Annotated in this window: 10 protein-coding genes and 1 pseudogene; 2 read left to right on the forward strand and 9 right to left on the reverse strand. The window is 56.3% G+C overall.

Annotated features, from left to right (window positions below; translation table 11 throughout):
• Positions 1–7 precede the first annotated feature (7 nt).
• From pelG to DWY03_RS05120, 5 genes and pseudogenes are all read right to left on the reverse strand, one after another.
• Positions 8–1,024 (reverse strand): exopolysaccharide Pel transporter PelG, encoded by a 1,017-nt coding sequence (pelG, locus tag DWY03_RS05100; protein ID WP_231500785.1) that lies wholly within the window; start codon positions 1,022–1,024, stop codon positions 8–10.
• A 3-nt stretch (positions 1,025–1,027) separates the two neighbouring features.
• On the reverse strand, positions 1,028–2,455 hold the full coding sequence (pelF, locus tag DWY03_RS05105; RefSeq protein ID WP_117840055.1) for a GT4 family glycosyltransferase PelF: 1,428 nt from the start codon (positions 2,453–2,455) through the stop codon (positions 1,028–1,030).
• Positions 2,452–4,332: pseudogene (locus tag DWY03_RS05110) on the reverse strand (DUF2194 domain-containing protein). The gene pelF and the pseudogene DWY03_RS05110 overlap by 4 nt, the downstream one beginning before the upstream one ends.
• Positions 4,329–5,234 (reverse strand): hypothetical protein, encoded by a 906-nt coding sequence (locus DWY03_RS05115; protein ID WP_117840056.1) that lies wholly within the window; start codon positions 5,232–5,234, stop codon positions 4,329–4,331. Before DWY03_RS05115 ends, DWY03_RS05110 begins: the two are co-directional and overlap by 4 nt.
• Entirely contained in the window at positions 5,231–7,405 is a 2,175-nt protein-coding gene (locus DWY03_RS05120) for a DUF4118 domain-containing protein (RefSeq protein WP_147334504.1), read from the reverse strand. Before DWY03_RS05120 ends, DWY03_RS05115 begins: the two co-directional genes overlap by 4 nt.
• A gap of 606 nt (positions 7,406–8,011) precedes the next feature.
• Here DWY03_RS05120 and DWY03_RS05125 point away from each other — a divergent pair.
• Both DWY03_RS05125 and DWY03_RS05130 read left to right on the forward strand, forming a co-directional pair.
• Positions 8,012–9,394 (forward strand): RNA-binding domain-containing protein, encoded by a 1,383-nt coding sequence (locus DWY03_RS05125; RefSeq protein WP_117840058.1) that lies wholly within the window; start codon positions 8,012–8,014, stop codon positions 9,392–9,394.
• A 947-nt stretch (positions 9,395–10,341) separates the two neighbouring features.
• Positions 10,342–11,670 carry a hypothetical protein gene (locus tag DWY03_RS05130; RefSeq protein ID WP_117840059.1) on the forward strand — a complete coding sequence of 443 codons (1,329 nt, stop codon included), beginning with the start codon at positions 10,342–10,344 and terminating at the stop codon, positions 11,668–11,670.
• A 186-nt stretch (positions 11,671–11,856) separates the two neighbouring features.
• On the opposite strand, the gene DWY03_RS05135 is transcribed toward DWY03_RS05130, so the two are convergent.
• From DWY03_RS05135 to DWY03_RS05150, 4 genes are all read right to left on the reverse strand, one after another.
• Positions 11,857–12,561 (reverse strand): hypothetical protein, encoded by a 705-nt coding sequence (locus DWY03_RS05135; protein ID WP_117747107.1) that lies wholly within the window; start codon positions 12,559–12,561, stop codon positions 11,857–11,859.
• 74 nt (positions 12,562–12,635) lie between these two features.
• Positions 12,636–12,971, reverse strand: a complete 336-nt coding sequence (locus DWY03_RS05140; RefSeq protein WP_117840060.1) for a hypothetical protein — start codon at positions 12,969–12,971, stop codon at positions 12,636–12,638.
• A gap of 93 nt (positions 12,972–13,064) precedes the next feature.
• Positions 13,065–16,721, reverse strand: a complete 3,657-nt coding sequence (locus DWY03_RS05145; protein WP_117840061.1) for a hypothetical protein — start codon at positions 16,719–16,721, stop codon at positions 13,065–13,067.
• 325 nt (positions 16,722–17,046) lie between these two features.
• Positions 17,047–18,882 (reverse strand): P-loop NTPase fold protein, encoded by a 1,836-nt coding sequence (locus DWY03_RS05150; RefSeq protein WP_158558625.1) that lies wholly within the window; start codon positions 18,880–18,882, stop codon positions 17,047–17,049.
• Between the last annotated feature and the right edge of the window lie 109 nt (positions 18,883–18,991).

An 18,991-nucleotide genomic window follows, 5' to 3' on the forward strand; every position in this document is an offset into this window, starting at 1 on the left:
TATCTTTTTAGTGCCCTCGGATTGGGTCATAGTGTCTGTTGAGCGTGGAGAGCATCCCCTCCTCTGCCACCACAATGTCGCCCACCACGCCGCCGTCGTTGAACAGGCTGTAGTAGTCGCGGTAGCGCGGATAGAAATTGACCTCGACCGAGACCACAAAGTTGACGGTCGTGACCAGGATCGTCAAAAACGCGATGAGCGCCGGCACATCGTAGTAGGGCGCGCCATAAAACAAGCCCTTGACCTGCACGCCAATAGGACCGGCCCAAATAATCACCAGGTGCGCAAAGAGTCCCAGATTGGTTAACAGGCCCGTGAGCGCCAGCGGCATAAACTGATCGAGCCACTGCAAAAAGGGCCAGGGGCTGCGGTCGCTCTGCGGAAAATACCGGTACAGCAGTACCACGTCCCAGGCGAGCATGACGCCGTAGCCCAGAGCAATTGACGCCAAAAGGCCCTCGACAGGCGGCAGTCCCAGCGCCAGCGCGGCCAGGGCGCACAGGCACGCCACGCCAATGGCAGCCGCAAAGCTGCACAGGATACCGCGGTAATCCTTGATGGCCGTGAGGTAACTCATGCCGTTCCAGTTGACGATCATAATGTTGAACAGCCACAGGCACAGCAGTCCCTGCAGCAGTGTGGCGCCCGAGAACAGCAAAAAGACACCGTAGAGCACCGTGCCCGCAACGAGCATGATGGCGTTGGAGCCCCAAAACGAAGGCAGAATCTCGTCCTCGCGCTCGGCAAACAACATATCAGCCAAAAAGCGCGTGACCGGCATGGAGAAAAAGCTCGTGAGCAAAAGTGAGGCCAGCAGTGTGTAGGTCACCATGCACACCAGCAGATCCTGGTTGGCACGGCCCACGCCCCACAGACCACACAGCACCAAGATACCCACCTGGAGCAGCACGCCCAACAGCATCGGGCCCGTGCACACAATGCCGGCGTAGCCGTAAGCGCGCATCGTGGCAAACAGGCCCTTGCGCCTAAACAGGCGCTTGAGCTCAAAACCGATTCCGGCCACCGGCTACTCCCCCTCTCTGGGCAGGTCAAACGCTTGCGCCGTCTCGTCGTACAGCGCGCGATAGTTGGCGAGCATCTGCTCGTGCAAAAAGTACGTGGCAACGCGACGCTGCCCGCGCTCCCCCATCTCAATGCGACGGGCGCGGCTCACGCACATGCGCTCCATGGCATCGGCCAAGCCCTTACGATACATGGGCGGCGTCACAAAACCCGCCACGCCAAAGTCGTCGCCCGGAGCGCCTTCGAGCAGCTCACGGCAGCAGCCCACCTCGGTCGTCACGCAGGGACGGCGCGATGCAAGCGACTCCAGCACGCTGAGCGGCTGACCTTCGGAGATGCTAGTCAAAATGGTAAAGTCGAGCTTTTCCATGTACTCGACCACGTTGACGCGACCGGTAAAGATCAGGTCGTGCACGCCCAGGGTGTCGACGAGCGCATGGCACTCGGCGCCGTACTCTTCGTCGTCCACGCCGCCCATAATGTGCAGGCGCACCTTGGGCAGGCGCTCGTGCAGCTCAAAGAAGGCATAGATCATAGTCTTGACGTCCTTGATGGGAGCCAGGCGCACCACCGCGCCAATGTCCACCCAGCCGTCATCGGGCTTTAAGGGGATATCCTTAAAGCGGTCGAACTGGATGCCGTTGGGGATGACCAGGCATTTGTCCGCATCGCAGCCCATATCGATCTGCGTCTTGCGGGCGTTATGGAACAAACTGGTTACGCGGAAGGCGCGGCGATAGATCTCCTCCGAAAGCAGGTAGAAAAAGCGAATCCAGCGGTCCTTAAATGACGGCACCACCCAATCGGCGCGAATGATCTCTTCCTCGCGCTCACGGGTATAGATGCCATGCTCGGTCAGCAGCACCGGCGCATGGTGAACGCTTGAGCCCAGGCAGGCGAGCAGGCCGCCGTAGCCGGTCGAGATAGCGTGGTACACATCGGCCACCGGCACCTCGCTGCCCAGCAGGTAGATCACCGGCAACAGCATAGAGCGCATGGTGTGGAATGCGTCGGCAAAGGGCGTGTAGGGGTACTCGGCAAGGCACACGTCGCGGAAGATATCCATAAACGTGCGGCTCTGCAAAAACGAGAGCGGATGCACGCGACGGCGCTGGAAAATGTCGAACAGCACGTCCCAATCCGGATTGGAGAGCGACACCAGGCGGCGTAGCGCCTCGCGCTCACGGTCGTTAAAACTGGCTTCGTGCTGCTCGCCCGAAAGCCGCAGGGCATCGTCCAGGAACACCTCGTGCACCTCGACCACGTTGCCGGGCAGCTCGTAGACAAACTTGCCGCGGTCGGCAGCATGTGCGCCGATCACCCATAGCACAAACTCGTGCTCGGGCATGGCCTGGATATAGCCATGCATCCAGGTAGATACGCCGCCATGTACATAGGGGTAGCAACCCTCGAGTACCAAGCAGATCCTCATTTGTCGCCACCCTCCTTGCGCTCGATCGTCACGGTCTTATCATTTGCCTTGAGCAGATACAGATTGCCCGTAAGGTGCGTCAGTTCGCCACCCGTCACCGCACCCGGCTCGCCATTATTGGCGCGGAACATGAGCCACGCCTCGTCGTGGAAATTGCCCAGGCTGAGCGTCCAGGCATCCGCACTGGTATCCACGCTCACCGTAACCGACGAAAAGCGCTGGATGGCACCGGAGCACTCCGACGCCGTCTGGTGCCGCAGGTCGGGCGCGGATTTGGTAAGCCACTCCAGGTAGTCGACCAGGCCGCCCTTGTAGACCTCCCAGCCCTCCTTGGCGCCACGATCGGGATCGAGCAAGTCGTCCGGGTGCATAAAATGCGTGCTCACGTAGTGCATGTTGAGCTCGGACACGGCTGCCAGGCGCATATAGGAATCGTCGACCATGCCGCCCGAGACAATACGTGGCTGCTCCACAATGCCATCGCTCGCCACGCCAAACTCCTGTACGTACGGCAGGTCGGTGCCGTCCTCAAAATACGTGCTGGCAATAGTCTTAATGCGAGGAACGTCGGTGCCGATAAGCTTGCGTGCACGGGTCGAAAGGATATTTGACGGCGGCACGTAAACCGAGCCGTGCGCGTTGGGCAGTACCTCATCTTGGAAGGCGATAAGCTCGTTGAGCGATGCGACGAGCGTTTCCTTGTTCTTCCAGGTCTTGTAGTCATACAGCGTGCCATAGTCGGTATCCCAGAGCGCCAGAGGCTGATGGTTGTAGCCGTGAAAGCCCAGCTCTCCGCCCATCTGCAGCAGCATGCCGCCAAAATAGCGGAACTGCGTGGTATCGGGTTGGCGCGCGGGCTCGGTCTGGTTGACCGCGTCCTCGTAGTTTTCGATCATCACACCGGTATAGCGAATGCCGTATTTTTGCGCGAGCTTTTGCAGATCGGGCCACCAGACCTTGGTGTAAAAATCGGCAATGGAAAGGCCGTAGTCACGCTTGATATAAGTACCATCGCCCGAGGGCACGGGGCTAGGAAAGTCGTCCAAATAGAACACGGCGCTGTTGATGACCGGATAGGCCGTGGTATCACCCAGCAAGCTTATGGCCGAAGCATAGAACCCACGCATGACCTTGTCGTAGATGCCAATGTTGCACACCACGGTGTGACCACTGCCGCAATCGTTAGACCAAATGAGCGGCGTGCCCGCGTCACCGGTCTTTGCCCAGACGTGCGCCGTTTCGCGCAATGAAACCGAAAGTGAAGAATCGAAGGGATCCGAGAACTCGTAGCGCTCTCCCCCTCCCAGCATAAAGTCCTCACTCGGAACGATACTTTCGGCTGTCGCATAGTCATATCAGGCCGATTCGATCCCAAGCTTGGAAGCAATAGCCTGCAGGCAGTTCGAGTTATCTGGCGTCATGCCCAGCATAAGTGAGCCGCCCGCACTCACCCAACTCATCAGATCGGTCAGATGCGTACCCAGTCCGTCAAGCGAGGGCATAAGCACAATCACGCGATCAAACGACGTGAGCGATGGGATCGCGTCCGCACCGTCGGTGGCAATATCAACATCGCGATGGGCAATCTTCATGTCCAGCAAAATCTGGTCGAACTGGTCTTTAACATCGTCGACGCTATCTTGGTCCGAGTCGGTAATGACCAGGCACGTGGGCTTTTGGCCAAAGATTGCCGAGGAGGCCGGCACTGCATCGTTGGCGGCAAGCATCCCCAGCTTATGCTGGCCCGCACTGTACTGCACGCCGGCACGCTCCACCAGCAGCACGGCGGCCATGGCAATAAAGACCGCCCACACCACGAGGAGCCCCATCCAACGAAAGCGCCCTGCACGGTCACGGATATGTTGCGCCACGCTCATCTGGCCTCCTCCCCGTCGCGCCAAAACGCCAATTTTTCGCGGTTGTCGGCGCTCAAATACACATGTTGCTTGTCAATCGCATCAATCACACGGTGAACCTCGTCACCGTCGCGGCGCATCACGGCCAGACGCAGGCAAAGCATCCAAACCTCCTGCTCCTCGGGCACGTCTATCACCAGCTGGTCGGTCACGGCCTGCGCCTCGTCGATCTGTCCGACATCGGCCAGCGCCGTCGCGTATCGAATGCGCAGCTCAAGGGTATCCTCGCGCTCGCAGCGACGCGCAAGCAGGCGCGCGTACTGTTGGCGCTGAATCTGAGCCACGCGCCCCTCAGCCAAGCCCGAGCCCAAGTATTCACCAAGAAAATCGCAGTATTCGTTGAGGTTTTGCGCGCTCGGGTCCGTCTTAAAGGCACGCTCCAGCTGCTGCAGTTTAAGGTCGGACTCCTTGAAGATCTGCGCCACCGCCGTCGCGGCATAATGCGCCACCTCAACGTCGTCGTTAAGCTTAGCCGCCTGCAGCTGCGCCAGGTAAGCGTCGGGCTCCTCGGTGAGCATGGAGAGCATTAGGCGGCGCCGGTATGCCGGGTCGTTGACGATGAGCGCCTCCTCGAGCGGCACTACGCCTGCATCGTCCTCACCACTCGGTACCGACATACTGCGATGCAGGTCGTCGTTGAAGCGCAGCGACTCCAGCGCAGACTCTTTCAGCCCCTCGCCAAACGCCGCGCTGCGGACCGATAGCAGAACCACCAGCAACGGGCCCCACAGCGGCACCAGCACTATCACAGCCAACATGTGCCCGCGCACCGGCAGCAGGCCCAGCTTCATGAGCGTCCACAGCATCAGGCAAACCAGCGCATGAATCAGCAGCAAGACGGCAGCAACGACAAGCGAGATCAAGCGGCACCCCCCTCACCGTCACCGGTGTAAGAGATGTGCTGCAGCAGCTCCACGATGTCCTCGCCGTCGAGGGGCTCCACCGCAATCTGCTTTGCACTCAGACGCTCGCGGATAATGGGCAGATCGCACGCCTTTGCCTGGCGCATAAGCAGGTAGAGCACGTCGCCGTCGACCAAGCCCGCCGCGTCGCTCTCGCGGATTGCCGACCCAATTGCGCCCACCAGCTCGCCGACAGGCTCCATACCCGGTACCACGCGCAGGAGCAAAAAACTACCCATCTTGCTATCTGCCAGAGCCTGCTCCGCCGCGAGCTCTTGGCCAAAGGCAGTCTGCTTGAGCACGCAAGTTCCGTCAACGCAGCGTTTATCCTGCGCCACCGCCTCATAGTCAAAGGCACGGCCCAGCGCGCTTTCGACCAGGCCGCACAAGATGCGGAACAGGTTTTGATAATAGAGGGTCATTTGGTTTTCGGCCGCACTACGCACAAAGATCAACACGGCGGGCGCCCCGTCGCGCTCGATCGTGTATCCAAACATGGGAAGCCCCGGCGTCAGCTCGCGGTTCACCCACAGGTTCGAACGACCCCCGTCGCCCAAAAGAGGTACAAGCTGCTCAAGCGTGAGCGAACGTGCGGCATCTTCGGCAATCGCGGGACTTGCTGCCACCAGGCGTGCAAATGCCCCGCCCGAAACATGGTAGATCGCCACCGAATCGTTCTCGAGGATCTCGCCCAGAAGCTCGCAGCACTTGCGATAGATGTCGCGCGGGTTGAGCACGTCGAGCTCCTGCGTCACCGCAAAGATCTTACCAAAGCTGTCGTGGCGACCCACGATCTGGCGCCTGTACGCGCGCTTGTCCTCGATCGCGTCGTGGTAGAGCTGCGTAAGGAACGTATTGCGGTTGCGCACGAGCTCGTTTTGATCGCGCTCCGCCCTAATGGCTTCGCTGTTGCGCAGCTGCACATAGCCGCACACGGCACCCACCACAAAGTACGCAATAAACGGCAGCCAGTTGGACGGCTCGTAGAACAGGCCCTGGAAGGTATAGCCGTACTGAGTAAAGTAGCTCGCGGCCAAACCCACCGACGCCAGCAGCGCCGCAACCAGGCCAAAATCGAGCCCATACAGCGTGCCGATCAGTACCACGTACAGCAGGCGGTAGTCGAGCACGTTAAGCTGAGCAGACTGCGAAAACACCAGCTCCAGGCCCTCAAAGAGCACCCAGGCCAGCGCGGTCTCCAGGCATTTGATGGGCAGTGTCCGCCCGCGCATGCGGTCGATGGCGGCACGCAGCGGATGGCGCTTGCCCGCGAGGGTCTGCTCCCAGCGGGCGTGTATGGTCGAAAGATCGCGCAGCACGTCATAGCGCTGGAACCACCCGTAGCGCGTGCGGACGGTATCGCTCGGAGCAATGGAGACGACGGCGTCCCCGTCGTAGGTAATGTCGAGCCCCGGGAACAAGCCCTTGAGCGCCTCGCCCAGGTCTCCCACGGTGTGGGCAAAGCTATCCGGAACCTCGAGTTCCTCGAATGTGGCATCCCAGCTGTCGAAGATGCGACGCACCAGAACGGCCAGCTCCTCGGCGCAGAGGGCACCGAGCGGTGAGTCCGCCCCAGCCCTCATGACAGCAGAGCCTTGCGAGCACGCCTCGAACAGCGGGATCAAAATCGGGTCTTCCAGCGTGGGCGAGGCGGTGTACAGATACGGCACGCGCAAGATCTTGGCCTGAATGCCGTCGCGGACCGCATAGTAGCGGCACAGGTCGTTGGCCGCACGGGCAATGATGCCCTTGCCGTTTTGCCCCGCAGCGTCCACCGCACCGTCCGCTCCCATGGGACCAGTCACAAACAGCAGCTGAATCTGGCGACCCATGCAAGCTCGAAAGACGGAGCGCAGCAGCTCGATGTCGCCAACGGCCTCGGTATGCGGCGTAAGATAGGTAGAGAGGTAGACCACACGGTCGAATTCGTAAGCCTGGTCCAGGTGCTGCAGCAGCTCTTTCCAAGACGCATGGAGCGACGACCCGTCGCGGCGCGCCTCGTTGGCCGCCACGACCTGAACATGGTCACCGGGAAACGCCTTGGCACAAAAGTCGTCATCGACATACACGGTATTGCCAACAACCAGCACTTCCACCGTGCGCTCCCCCTCCCCAAATTTAGCTTTTGCCATGGTAAACATGCATATTGTACGCTGTCAATGTAGGCCAAAGGCAACTTTAAAGCTGTTTTAAGAACTTTTTCAGACGGGAAGCGACTCGCGCCTGAGCCAGAGAGCCCTACACGTGCCGCTGCACGGCGGAGAAAGGCGAATCCACTACCCCTCAGGCATAATTCCTGAGCAAAATCAAGCAGAGCACACGGCTTTTTGCGCCACTTTAAGACGTAATCGGGATGTGGCGAGAGGCCAAATTCGGAAGTGCGGGGAAAACCAAAGGAATGCTGACCAGACCCCCGTTTTAGGCTTCCGCGACCTGCGGTTTTGATACAAAAAAACCGCGTTGTGCTCGAAGGTTTTCGATTTTTCCCCGCACTTCTGTAATTACATCTCTGGATCGAGGGCGCAGGCAATGGTGACGACATCCACGATAGCGCCCCCCTATGCCTGATACCAAAATCGTTCCATAGGGACCCGTTTCCCAATGGGATGATTCTTCACAAAGGGCATTAAGGCGCATGAGAACATGGTAGAGGCAAGCAAGCGCGCTTCCACGTTTTCGCCCATGGTGACCACGGTATAATCCAACGAGACAAGCAACGAACGGGAAAGGCAGCGCGGATGAACCTGGGCAGCGAGAGCGAGACCGTCGAGTTCAAGAAGTCCACTGGCGAGCATAAAGAAGCACTGCAAGCCATCAGCGCCATGCTGAACAAGCACGGCCGCGGCGAGCTCTACTTCGGCGTGAAGGACAACGGCGATGTCATCGGCCAGGATGTCAGCGACGCAACGCTGCGCCAGGTGACGTCGTGGGTGTCCGACAAGATCGAGCCCGCGGTGTTCCCGACGGTCGAGTGCCTCGACGCCGATGATGGGCTGCGATACATCAAAATTGCCTTCTCAGGTGCCGACGCCCCCTACTCCGCCGACGGACGCTACTTCACCCGCGTGGGGACTTCGAACAAAGCGCTGTCGGCCTCGGAGCTGAGCGCCATGGTCGTCAAGCGTGAGCGCGCCCGTAGCCCGTGGGACTCGCTGCCGTCCGGCAGGCCCGTCTCCGACGCCGACGAGCAGGCGGTGCGTGACTTCGTCGCGCGCGGCGGCAGGGCCGGACGCGTGGGCGGCGGGTTCGCCGGCGTGGAGGACACCTTGGCAAGGCTCGACCTCGTCGCGCCCGACGGCAGCCTAAGAAACGCCGCGGTGGAGCTGTTCTGCGAGGGATCCGACACCTACCCCAGGATGAAGCTGGGGCTTCTGGGCGGCAACACCAAGGCCAAGATCCTCGACCTGCGCCGCGAGAGCGGCACCATGCTCAAGCTGCTCGACTTCGCCGAGTACTTCGTGACGTCGAACATCAGGCGCGAGTTCGTCATCGGCGAGACGGGCATGTACCGCAAGGAGATCCCCGAGATCCCGGCCGAGGCCATCCGCGAGGCGGTTGCCAACGCGCTGTGCCACCGCGACTACACCACCGGCACCGCCGTCGAGGTCAACGTGTTCATGGACACCGTCCAGATCGTGAGCCCGGGCCTGTTCCCCGAGGGCGACTCGCCGCAAGAGCACCTAGACGGTACCGCGAGCGAGTTCGGCCTCCGAAACCCCGCGATCGCGCGCACCCTGTTCCGCGCCGGCGTCATCGAGCAGTACGGCACGGGCATACCGCGCATCAAGGAGGCCTGCGAGGCAGCCGGCGTGAGGTTCCGCTTCGAGCAGACCGTCAACAGCACCGTCGTCGTCTTCGAGCGTCCTGGGTTGCAGAAAGCGGCCTTCAGGAGAACCGCGGCCGACAACCGACCGCTCCTCAGCGAGCGCGAACGAGCAGCGATGGCAATTGCCGCCGCTCAGGGGAAAATCACGACCTCCGACCTCGCGCGGGAGTCCAATGTCGGTAGGAAAACGGCCTCGAAGACTCTGAAAGACCTTGCCGGTCGAGGCCTGTTGGAATGGGTAGGGAAAAGCCCGAAAGACCCGCACCAGTTCTACAGGATGCCAAGCGAAGTTTGAGGCTGCAGGTCCTAGCCGGGAAACAGGCCCATTGCGTTTGCTGCCCTCCCCCTGCTGGGCACTACTGAGTAATCTACTGGGCACTGCTGAGTAATCTACTGAGTAGTGCCCAAGCGCGAGTTGGCAAGTCCGCCGAAGCCCAGAGAAACGGCTCCGAAGAATATACTGACCGCTACTGACCGCTACTGACCGCTACTGACCGCTACTGACCGCTACTGACCGCTACTGACCGCTACTGACCGCTACTGACCGCGGCATTCGGCAGGCCCGCCGAATGCCGCGGTCTCCCGAGACTAGCAGAGCCGCCCTTATTGTTAGCGCTGCCGAAGCAAGCCCTACTTCAGCAGCAACTTGAATTTTCGTGCGATGAGCCTCCCCGGAGCCAAGAGCCTTTTGCCCTAATCACAACACCGCAATTCAAGCACCGCAGAAAACTCCATTAGCGATGAACCAGCCACTTGAAGACGTGATCAAGGTGCGGCAAGGGGTCAAATTCGGAGGTGCGGGGAAAATCGAAGAAATGCTAACCAGGCCCCAGTTTTCGCTTCCGCGAACTGCGGTTTTGGTGCTAAAAATCGCGTTGTGCTCGAAGGTTCTCGATTTTCCCCGCACTTCCGTAATTACATCCTTGGATCGAGAGTACAGGCAACAATGACGTCATCCGCGATAGCACCCAACAGTCACGGACGTACAAAAGGCCGTTGCCGGAAGCCTCCATACAACGACTCTTCTTTGCGCGCGCCACGCTCGCAATGCTCCATTAAATGTAACTAATTGATTTGCTATATACCATTCATAATGGCACATAGCAAATCAATTAGTTACATGTGGAGGCAGAACATGAGGGAGTACGTCGAGAAGCAGCTGCACACTAGAGTCGATTGCGAGCCCAACGACGCCTCGGAAATAACGACGCAAAACTCTTTCCGAAAGTGTAGGTGAGCGAAATGGCGACTCATGCATACGATGACCTTTATTCTTATCTAGCCGCATTCAAGAACAGCTCTCTTGCCGAAATAATTGCGTACCTAGAAGAACTGGGGCAAAGGAGGTTCGACGCCTTTATTAGGGGCCTTGCACCCCTTATCCCAATCGAAAAAATCGAAAATCAATCCCTGTTCAATTTTTCTGTTGACTCCACCCTTGAAGGAGGCAAATTCCCCTGCACTGACTATGCCTGTCGAGAGCAAAACATTTACCATTTGGCAAAGTTCTCAGCATTGTATGCAGATAAAACACTGATTCATTGCCCTATAGAATCGGCATTCGAAATGGGGCACGATGATTATGCCTCAGTCGATGAACTTGCATTCGGGATCTATTTGACCATGCGAGTCGAAGACATAGTCAAAGCTGGAATACTCGGATTTTCGAGCAATTACATTCCTCTTTGCAAAGATTGCCTAGCGCGACAAATCGAAAGAGAATCAAAAGCAAAAGGATTGATATCGAGTTATTGGGATGAACTCGTACGACAATTCTGTTCCTCTACCTCGTGCACTTTAAAACAAGCACCAGATGGGAATCTGTGTGTAGCGATTGAGGGAATGGATGCATATGGGTCCCATGATGAGATGGATGTCGATTTCCTGGTAATCCCGTCTGAATACGAATCGCTCTATGCAAGCCAAGGCGAAACGCGATTGGATAGAGACATGCTGGAGAAAGGCGGCATCTCGACTATCCTACTGCCTTTGTTGGACGATTGCTTTCAAGCCCTCGTCAATCCCTATTTTTCGAATAGCTCGTATTTAACCACTCGTCCAGCTCAGATTGAGTTCCTCGAGTCCGCAACTTCCACCCTTTATCCTCGAAAAGATCAGACCATACCCATTCGCCGGTTATCTTGCCCCCTCCCCATTGCTGAAAATGCAACGTTGCGTAGCATCCTTGATTGCCGCATTAGAAACGAAGAGTCGTTTCTTGTGTTTAGGGATACCTTGTCCAAAGGCCTGAGCGAAAGGCCCATCGACACCTCGACATTAGCTGACCTGAAGAACGACCTAATAGAGCCCGAGCTTCACAAGATATCTTTAGTGATGAAAAACGAGCGATCCCGATTAGTCACCTCCGCAGGCATTGAAGCCGCTATCGGAATTGCGAGCTTTACATTGGGGCAATACGGAATCGCATCACCTTCTGATGCCATGGCCTTCCTCGGGGCTGCCGGCATAGGGGCCGTTGCATCTCAATCCGCAGATTTCTTGCGAGAAGCCAAGGCAAAAGAGAACCCCATGTATTTCCTCTGGAAGCTCAATAGAAACAACCGTCTGTAACCTAAGGGGCAGAACACCGCAGTCGCCGAGCATATCTCGATCATTAAATAAAGGCAGCACTAGAAAGGATGCGAATCGTGAAGAACCGATTCCCTTTCCGAATGCCTAATGCAGTAAAAATCACTGGTAGATCCGAGCAGTTTAACCAAGACGACAAGAGCGCGCTCAGATTGTTGTCTGCAGTAGCTAGCCAAGTATAGATACCATCCTGTTTCCAAATTCGGTCCTACGATAAACCCTTTCTTCTTTCTCAATTTCGTCGGGATCGTCGAAGATGAGCGTCGTATCTACTACGTCCCACTGCTGCCGATGGATATCCTCAATCAGCAATCCCAGCCCGGTTAATCGAAGAAGAACTTCTGCATCTCTGCCTCTGAGCGTCTGAAAAGTTTCCTTTTCTCGAAGCATTTCGTAGTCTCCAGGTAGAAATCTGTCCAAAGTCTCTGCAAACAAACGAAGATCGTCCCAGCTAATTTCTTTATCTAGGTAGGCCTCATAAATCTTTGCTAGTCGCCGCGCTTTGTCCTCCTCAATGTATCTTTCGAGCAGGATAAGCAGGTACTCAATATCGCGCTTCCTATTTGACTCTTCAAAGTATTGCTTGTACTTGTTCCATGAGCCATTTTCAAAAGAGTCGCGGTTGAACTCATCGAGGAAACACGCATACTTCTTCAGCAGATGCGCATTGTGGATATTGTTTCCGATTTTGTAGATGCTCACTAGGCTTGAGATGACGGGGATGTCCTTCAAGAACTCGTTTTGGAGAATTTCGTCCAGGCCAACCTCTGCGATATTCGAAATAAGTTCGAGAGAGTCGCTGCAAATAGTCGGCCTTGCGTCGTCTTGCAAGCGCGATAGACCGGCCTTAGTTGATTCCTCTGCGTTTACCATAAGATTACCTTTCATAATAATTTGCCAGTTTTGGCATGCGTTTGCAGCGCCGCTTTTCTGAAAGTGGCTCCAATTTAAATGCCATCCCCCGAATAGGCGCTCAGGTTCGATTCAACAAGTGCATTGGTTGAAAAGAGCTTTAGACCCCCTTCGCGGTAGAAGTCGCCTGTGCAGAGCAACCAAATCATCTTGTCGAGCTTGCAGGCAGTGGACTCGGGGTCCACGCCGCCCTTCCGCGCCGCGCGCGCGGCTTCGAAATGGCAACGAGCCACTTCGGCCTCGCTGTCAGTGGTAGCGTAAAACTGAACAGTATTCAGCTGGCCGTTGACACAAACATCGACGAGTGGCTGCTGAACAAGCTCGACGACCTGATCAGGGCGATGCAGCTCGAGCTCATGGAGCTGCACCACGGTTCGTCCTCGACTGTCTTCTGCACGCAGTGCAGGTCGAAGGGCTAGGCAGGAGCCCCCGAGGCTTTTCCTAATTCTAGGTGTTAAAGTCGATTACTGCCTGCCGTGGAATAGCCTCCACTTTTCGTCTTCGATGTCTCTTTCAATTGAAGACCTCACTTTTAACAGCCATTCTCTGTGTTTTAAATATTCAACACCTGCGGGCAGCTGAGCAGCAATCGATTCAATCGCCTCAATCTCCTTGAGCTTTGCTGGAATAAAGCCTTTTTCTGGAGACCCGCTCATTGAAGATCGACGGAGATCCAAATCGTTGATCGATATCCCGTCTTTATCGAGCGACAGAATGAGGGTGATAGCCCTGACCCTCGCCTCGTCATTGCAATCGGACAAGGCCCAGCTAATTCTATCGAGACTATTTGCGTCGGCGATCCTTTCGCGGATGATATATTCCAGGCGCTCCCAAAAAATATCGCTCGAGAGCGCATTTGCGTCACGAACGGGAAACAAAGCGGCTATTTCAAACCTACCGAGTGGTTCGCTCAGCACTTCATCGATCAATGCTTTCAGCAGATTCCAAGCACGATTGTCCTGGACGGTCCAAAACGAGCTGATTCTTCGCAGGAGATCGTGCCTTTGTCGGTAGTCGAGGCTGGCAGCGTATTCCAAAAAACGGTCAATCATTGAACTGTCAAGGCGTAAAAGGCAGCGTAGGAAAGCGAGGTTATAGTCGAAAGAAGGGCGTCCTTCAAGTGCGAGAAAATACAGGTTGATAGCCGGTAAGGGATTGGATCCGAAGTACGAATCTAGAGCGGAGACGCGCTTTTCGTCTCCGCAGTTGCCGAAAAACCGCCAAACCCCATCATTGTGAGTGCGTTCGGAAAACCTAGAAGCATATTTGAGGATATAGCCAGGATGCTTTGGCTCGACTATCTCCAAATCTTCCAAGCAGAGATGCGTTCTGCCGTCATCGAGTCTTGCGAGGATCTCGTCGAGCTCCTCCTTGTCGGGCCCGTTCTTTATTGCTAGCAAATCAAGATAGTCAAACAGGGCCGGATGGTCACTCACGTCGATCACCGCGCCCAGCTCGTTTCTAAGGACCTTCCTGCCGATGGTTTCAGCAAGATGGTCAAGTGCTTCGTACGGGACGGGGATCGTCGAGGGCGACGAAGCGATATTGCGTGCGATTATGCTTGAGGCAGTATCTGGGGTCCTTTTGGCGATTTCCAGAAGGACTTTTCCGATAGCCCTGCCCGACTCCCACTCTTTATCGGAAATCTCATAATCTTCGGCTAGCTTTCCCAGGGCTTCGGTCAGTCGTTCTAGCGGTAACTCTTCCGCGGATATCCTCGGTTCTTTCTCTACGAGAGACTCGGAGTTCTCCAGGCCAAGTGCGTCGAATGTGCTCTGGCGGAACCCATCGAGGCTCAGAGGGGGATTCTGCGCGCATGTTTCGTAAATCTGGTTGATGCTTAAGCTGCATGAGAGATCGATTGTCGAGTCTTCGCTTATATATTTGGGGAATAGATCTTCGATCATCGAGAGCACCGAATGCATGTTTTCTGCATGCTCCGCTTCAGGTTCTTTGCCATAGAACGAGAAGTGCTGCCGAAAGGTGGATCTAACTTGCCTGCTGAATTCGGTTTCGACTAGAACGGAGAGCGCCCGGAAGCAATGGGCGTGGAGCTCGGCCAGCTCTGATGTGAAATTAAAGATCAGGGTGTTGTATGTGTACGTTATGCCGTTTTGCCGAACGCGCTGGACCCTTGAAGAGAGGTATGAACTCGTCAAGACGATCAGACATGCTGCAACATTGCGGGAATGCGATTGTTGATATTTTTGAGCGAGGGCATCGAGTTTGCTGTTTTCCAAATCGAATCCCGTACGATCGAAATCGTAAGCGAAAGCGCCGTCTTGCCCGCATGCCCAGTTGTACTCGGCCGCCCGCTCTGTGCCTCTTTCTACACACTTCACGAACAACTCGGAGGCTGTTTGCGAATACTCGCTCGAGTTCATCAGGGATACGGAAATATGCAGGGGCATAGATCCGTCCGATGTCGAATTCATGCCGAGAATTTCTTCCGATACGTCAGCGCAAGCAGCACTTTCGATGCGGTTTGAGGCAAAGGCGAGCGCCTGTACGGGGAGGAGTTGATTGAATGTGATTATGAACTGATCGGCAATTCGCTCATCCCGATTCTTTATTTCATCCCAAGCTTTCTCGCATTCCCTTCGAAGATAGTCATACACGCTCGCACTTCCGCATACTTCAGCCATTGACTTGGCGGCTTTGAGATACGGCGCGTTCGGCATTTCTGCGGTATGCAGAATGAAATCTGCAAAACTGCCGTTCCCTTCTTTTGCGAAGTGGCGGCATATCAAGAAGTCGCGAAGATTCTGCTCTTCCATCCTTATGGCTAGCACGCCACCGGCTGAGGTAAGGATCGTGACGATTTCCTGGTCGTTCAATCTGGATGCAAAATCCCGAATCTCGGCGTCGTCGTACCCCAAGCCCAAGAGATCCTCATAACAAGGGTCTCCTTCAATAAGATCGCAGCAGTCGTAGATTGCAAGGATCTCTGCGAGACGTTGCTCTCTGCTGGAGTACCCAGCTAAGGCGGAATTCATATAGATGTTCAGAAGATCGTATGGCTCTTGGATGGCTTCGAAATTGCCGTCTGCTATGGGGCTTGCTGCCATGATAGCCAAGCGCAGGTTTCCGTTTGCGATTGCCGATACTCTCTCCCTCAGTGCTATGTTTTTTATGTTGTATTCGGTCTCGAGTATCGCTTCTATATTTTCCGCGGTTAGAGGCTCCAGCTCTATTTCTCTGAAATTTAGATAACTGCCGATTTTTGCGGTCAACTCGCTTCGGTGCATCTTCCTGCAGGTGAGGACAATCTTTAGCTTTTTGTTTTCCAAACAGATTCCCAGCAAGTGCTCAAGTGACAGGTTGCCGTTTGCATCATCGACTAGAAGGATAATGTTTTCCGACTCCGACAAAATCAGCTCGATATCATCGTCGAGATGCGATGAATACCTAGAGTCCAAGATAAGAAGATCCCAGTGATGCCGTTTGCTGAATGAGAGGCATGCGTCGAGGGCGATCTTGGTTTTCCCCGATCCAGACTGCCCCTGAATCACCACTGCCTTGTTTTGCTCTATCGATTCGACGATGACTGAAAACTCGGAATCCCTGTGCATGAGGAGCTTCGACAGGTCGGTTGAGAAACGGTCGTTCAGGCTTCGCTCGATGAAGCGGTCTGGGGCGATGAATGATCCCTTTCCGAGTGGAACGCCCAATACCGTATGCGCTAGCGCAGGGTATTTTCCATCAAGGTCGCTCGCAATTGTCTCTGGCCCGATTATTTCTATCCGTGGATCGATGGCACGGACCTCCTCGAGTACCAGAGGTGAAAGGCGAAAGTATGTGTGGCACAGGATGATTCGATCTATGAGTTGCGGATTGATTCCGGTTTTGCTCCTGTCGAGGCAGTCTTTAGCATCATTTAGCAGCTTATTGCGGATGTCGGAATTAGAGGTTGTGTATGCCGCGAAGAGGTAGTGTCCATTCTCTCCTACGGAGTACATGTCTGGCACTCCGGTCGTGGTTTTATCCGTGCCGCATTGGGATCCTAATTCAATGATGTTGTTAAGCGAATATCTCCTATATAGATACTGATTTGCTAGTGTTTGAAAACGCCCGCCTTCGATCTGCCTTAGCTCTTCTTGGATCTGATTTATTTGGGACATTTTGCTCCTCGCGATAAATTCGCCTTTTGATTTCTCTTTTCTTACTCTAGTCCGCCTACCTAAGCAAGCCTTACAAGCTCGAGGGACGAGTCGACGACGTCCTCGAAGTCAAGCCCCGCCGCATAGGCCCTCGGATAAGGCGAGCGGAGGGCGCGTGACCCCGTCGGAAATGGCCGCCGTTAGGTGCGTGTTCGAGAGCTGCGCGGCGGAGCTGGATGGAGCCTGGGCAAGGCATTAGGGCATCCTCGTCCTTGTCGTAAGACTGCCATTAGAAGATCTTCTGCAAATCCTAAGCCACGTTTCAACTTGGCAAAAGCTGCGGATCCTAGATATCGGCAAGACATTCGAGACTCTTGGATATGGCGTCGAAATAGATCCTTTGGTAATACTCCATGGTCTCGACCTTGCCGATCTCCGATCCGAGCCTCTTGGCCCAAGCTACGAGGGCCTTCCTGTCCTCGCCCTCGAGCGAGGCCGTGCACGACCTCATGTGGTCGCCCGGAAAAAGGACACTGTGCACAAGCCGAATATCTTCGGGAGGCATCTTCTCCATCGCCCTCGCGAGGAGGGAAGTGTCGAGGGAAATGAGCGACAGGATGGGTTCCGACCAGTCATCTGATTTCGAGAAAGCCAGATAGAGCTTCGTCGCGAATTGGTCGGGGGCGTTTTTCAGGACGTTGCCAAGAGACTCCGACTCCCGTTCGCGTAGCGTCGTCAAGGCGAGCTCCCTCAGCCTGTCGACCTCCTCCAAAGCCGGAATCTCATGCGCTTCGCTCGAGTCGAAAGGGATCTCCTGCCATTCGACTCGATTCTTTCCGATTGACCTCACTGCAGACTCGGGATCCCGTCCAATGGAGGATTCCATCGCCTTGACGAGCGGCGCGACCCCTTCGGGAAAGGCGTCAGCAAATTCCCCCGCAATGCCTTTGACGGCACGCAGGACGTCGGGATAGACGTCGAACGACAAGCCGCGGCTCCCGTCCCCGGGGACAATCCCGGCGACTATAGTCTCCACCATGCCAGGGACATCGGCATCGCGGAAAGTGGCGTGTCTGATGCCGTCGATACATTCAATAGCTTTCCGCGCGGCCGGCCCGTCGGGATGAAAGGTCGCAAGGTAATCTTCCAGGCAGGAACGAACATGCTTGGAATCGACCCCCTCACACCTCTCGAAAAAGCGGGGGATGAAGTCCAGAGCGGCGTATTTGAGCCGGCGCGACTCGAAAATGCCACCCCTAAGGATGGAATCCTCCCGGCTTGACGGAGGCCCGATGCGCATCCCCTTCGCCGCCCCCGCTGCAAAGCCGAAAGCCTCTTTGAAAACTGCCCTGGCAGACTCCGGGTCGGTGGGTTCAGCGAAGAACCCGGATTCCTTCATCCCGACCAGCACGGGGCGCATCTTGCTGAGGGATCGCAAGTTCGGCGATTCGCTTCCTTCAATCGCCGAAACGGCGTCCTCGAGCGCGCCTGGGTAGATGCCGCCCAGCACGCCTCCCAGAACGCGTTCCACAACCGAGCCGACCGAGGGCCTGAACCGGCACTTCCGCCAGACGGTCTTCTCGATGAGGCTCTCGTACTCCCTGGTCGTCCCCTTCTCCCCCTTCGGTCCTAGCCCTTTCCTCCACTCATCCTCGTTGCAGACGAGGAGGACCTTCTTCCTGCAGCCGACGACGAGGTGGTCGACCGCCCCGAGCAGCTCGCGAATGCCCATGTCGCACCTCTCCACGTCGTCTATGACGAGGAGGGTCTCGGGGCCGATGATGAGGTTCACGGCATTCAGCGGCGCCATCTTGAGATCGACGCCCGCCTTCTTCTCCAGCTCCCTGATCTTTTTCCCGAGGAACGATATTCCCGTGTCCTTGGCGAACCCGACGAGTGAATCCCACCTGCCCCTCTCCCCGCCGGCCGCGCACCCTATGGCGTATTTCGAGATGAAACCAGACTCAATCGCCCCGCAGAGCTCCGCTAAGTCCTTGGCGCCGTAGGCGGACGCCACCACGACGGGATGCCGGCTCTCATCCTCCTCCAGCTTCTCGGTCAGTGCGTGCTCGACAAAGTAGGTTTTCCCGCATCCCCATTCCCCGGTAAGCATGAGGGCGTACGAGTTCTCCTTGTCCTCGAGGTACTCCCTCACGACGCCGATGATGTCATCCTCGTTCACCTTGGTCGCTCCTTGTCCGCCATCGGTTTCCACCCTTACCTTTCCTATGGCCACGCGAGAGCCTACTCCAGCGCTTTCGGATCCCATTCGAACCCTTCGGCCTGCCGCC

The sequence above is a fragment of the Collinsella sp. AF23-2 genome, assembly GCF_003459245.1.
GTDB lineage: Bacteria > Actinomycetota > Coriobacteriia > Coriobacteriales > Coriobacteriaceae > Collinsella.

Excerpts from the sequence above, each read along its gene's own strand:
- pelF (WP_117840055.1), bottom strand. The coding sequence starts at position 2,455 with ATGAGGATCTGCTTGGTACTCGAGGGTTGCTACCCCTATGTACATGGC.
- DWY03_RS05120 (WP_147334504.1), bottom strand. The coding sequence starts at position 7,405 with ATGGCAAAAGCTAAATTTGGGGAGGGGGAGCGCACGGTGGAAGTGCTG.
- DWY03_RS05125 (WP_117840058.1), top strand. The coding sequence starts at position 8,012 with ATGAACCTGGGCAGCGAGAGCGAGACCGTCGAGTTCAAGAAGTCCACT.
- DWY03_RS05130 (WP_117840059.1), top strand. The coding sequence starts at position 10,342 with ATGGCGACTCATGCATACGATGACCTTTATTCTTATCTAGCCGCATTC.
- DWY03_RS05135 (WP_117747107.1), bottom strand. The coding sequence starts at position 12,561 with ATGGTAAACGCAGAGGAATCAACTAAGGCCGGTCTATCGCGCTTGCAA.
- DWY03_RS05145 (WP_117840061.1), bottom strand. The coding sequence starts at position 16,721 with ATGTCCCAAATAAATCAGATCCAAGAAGAGCTAAGGCAGATCGAAGGC.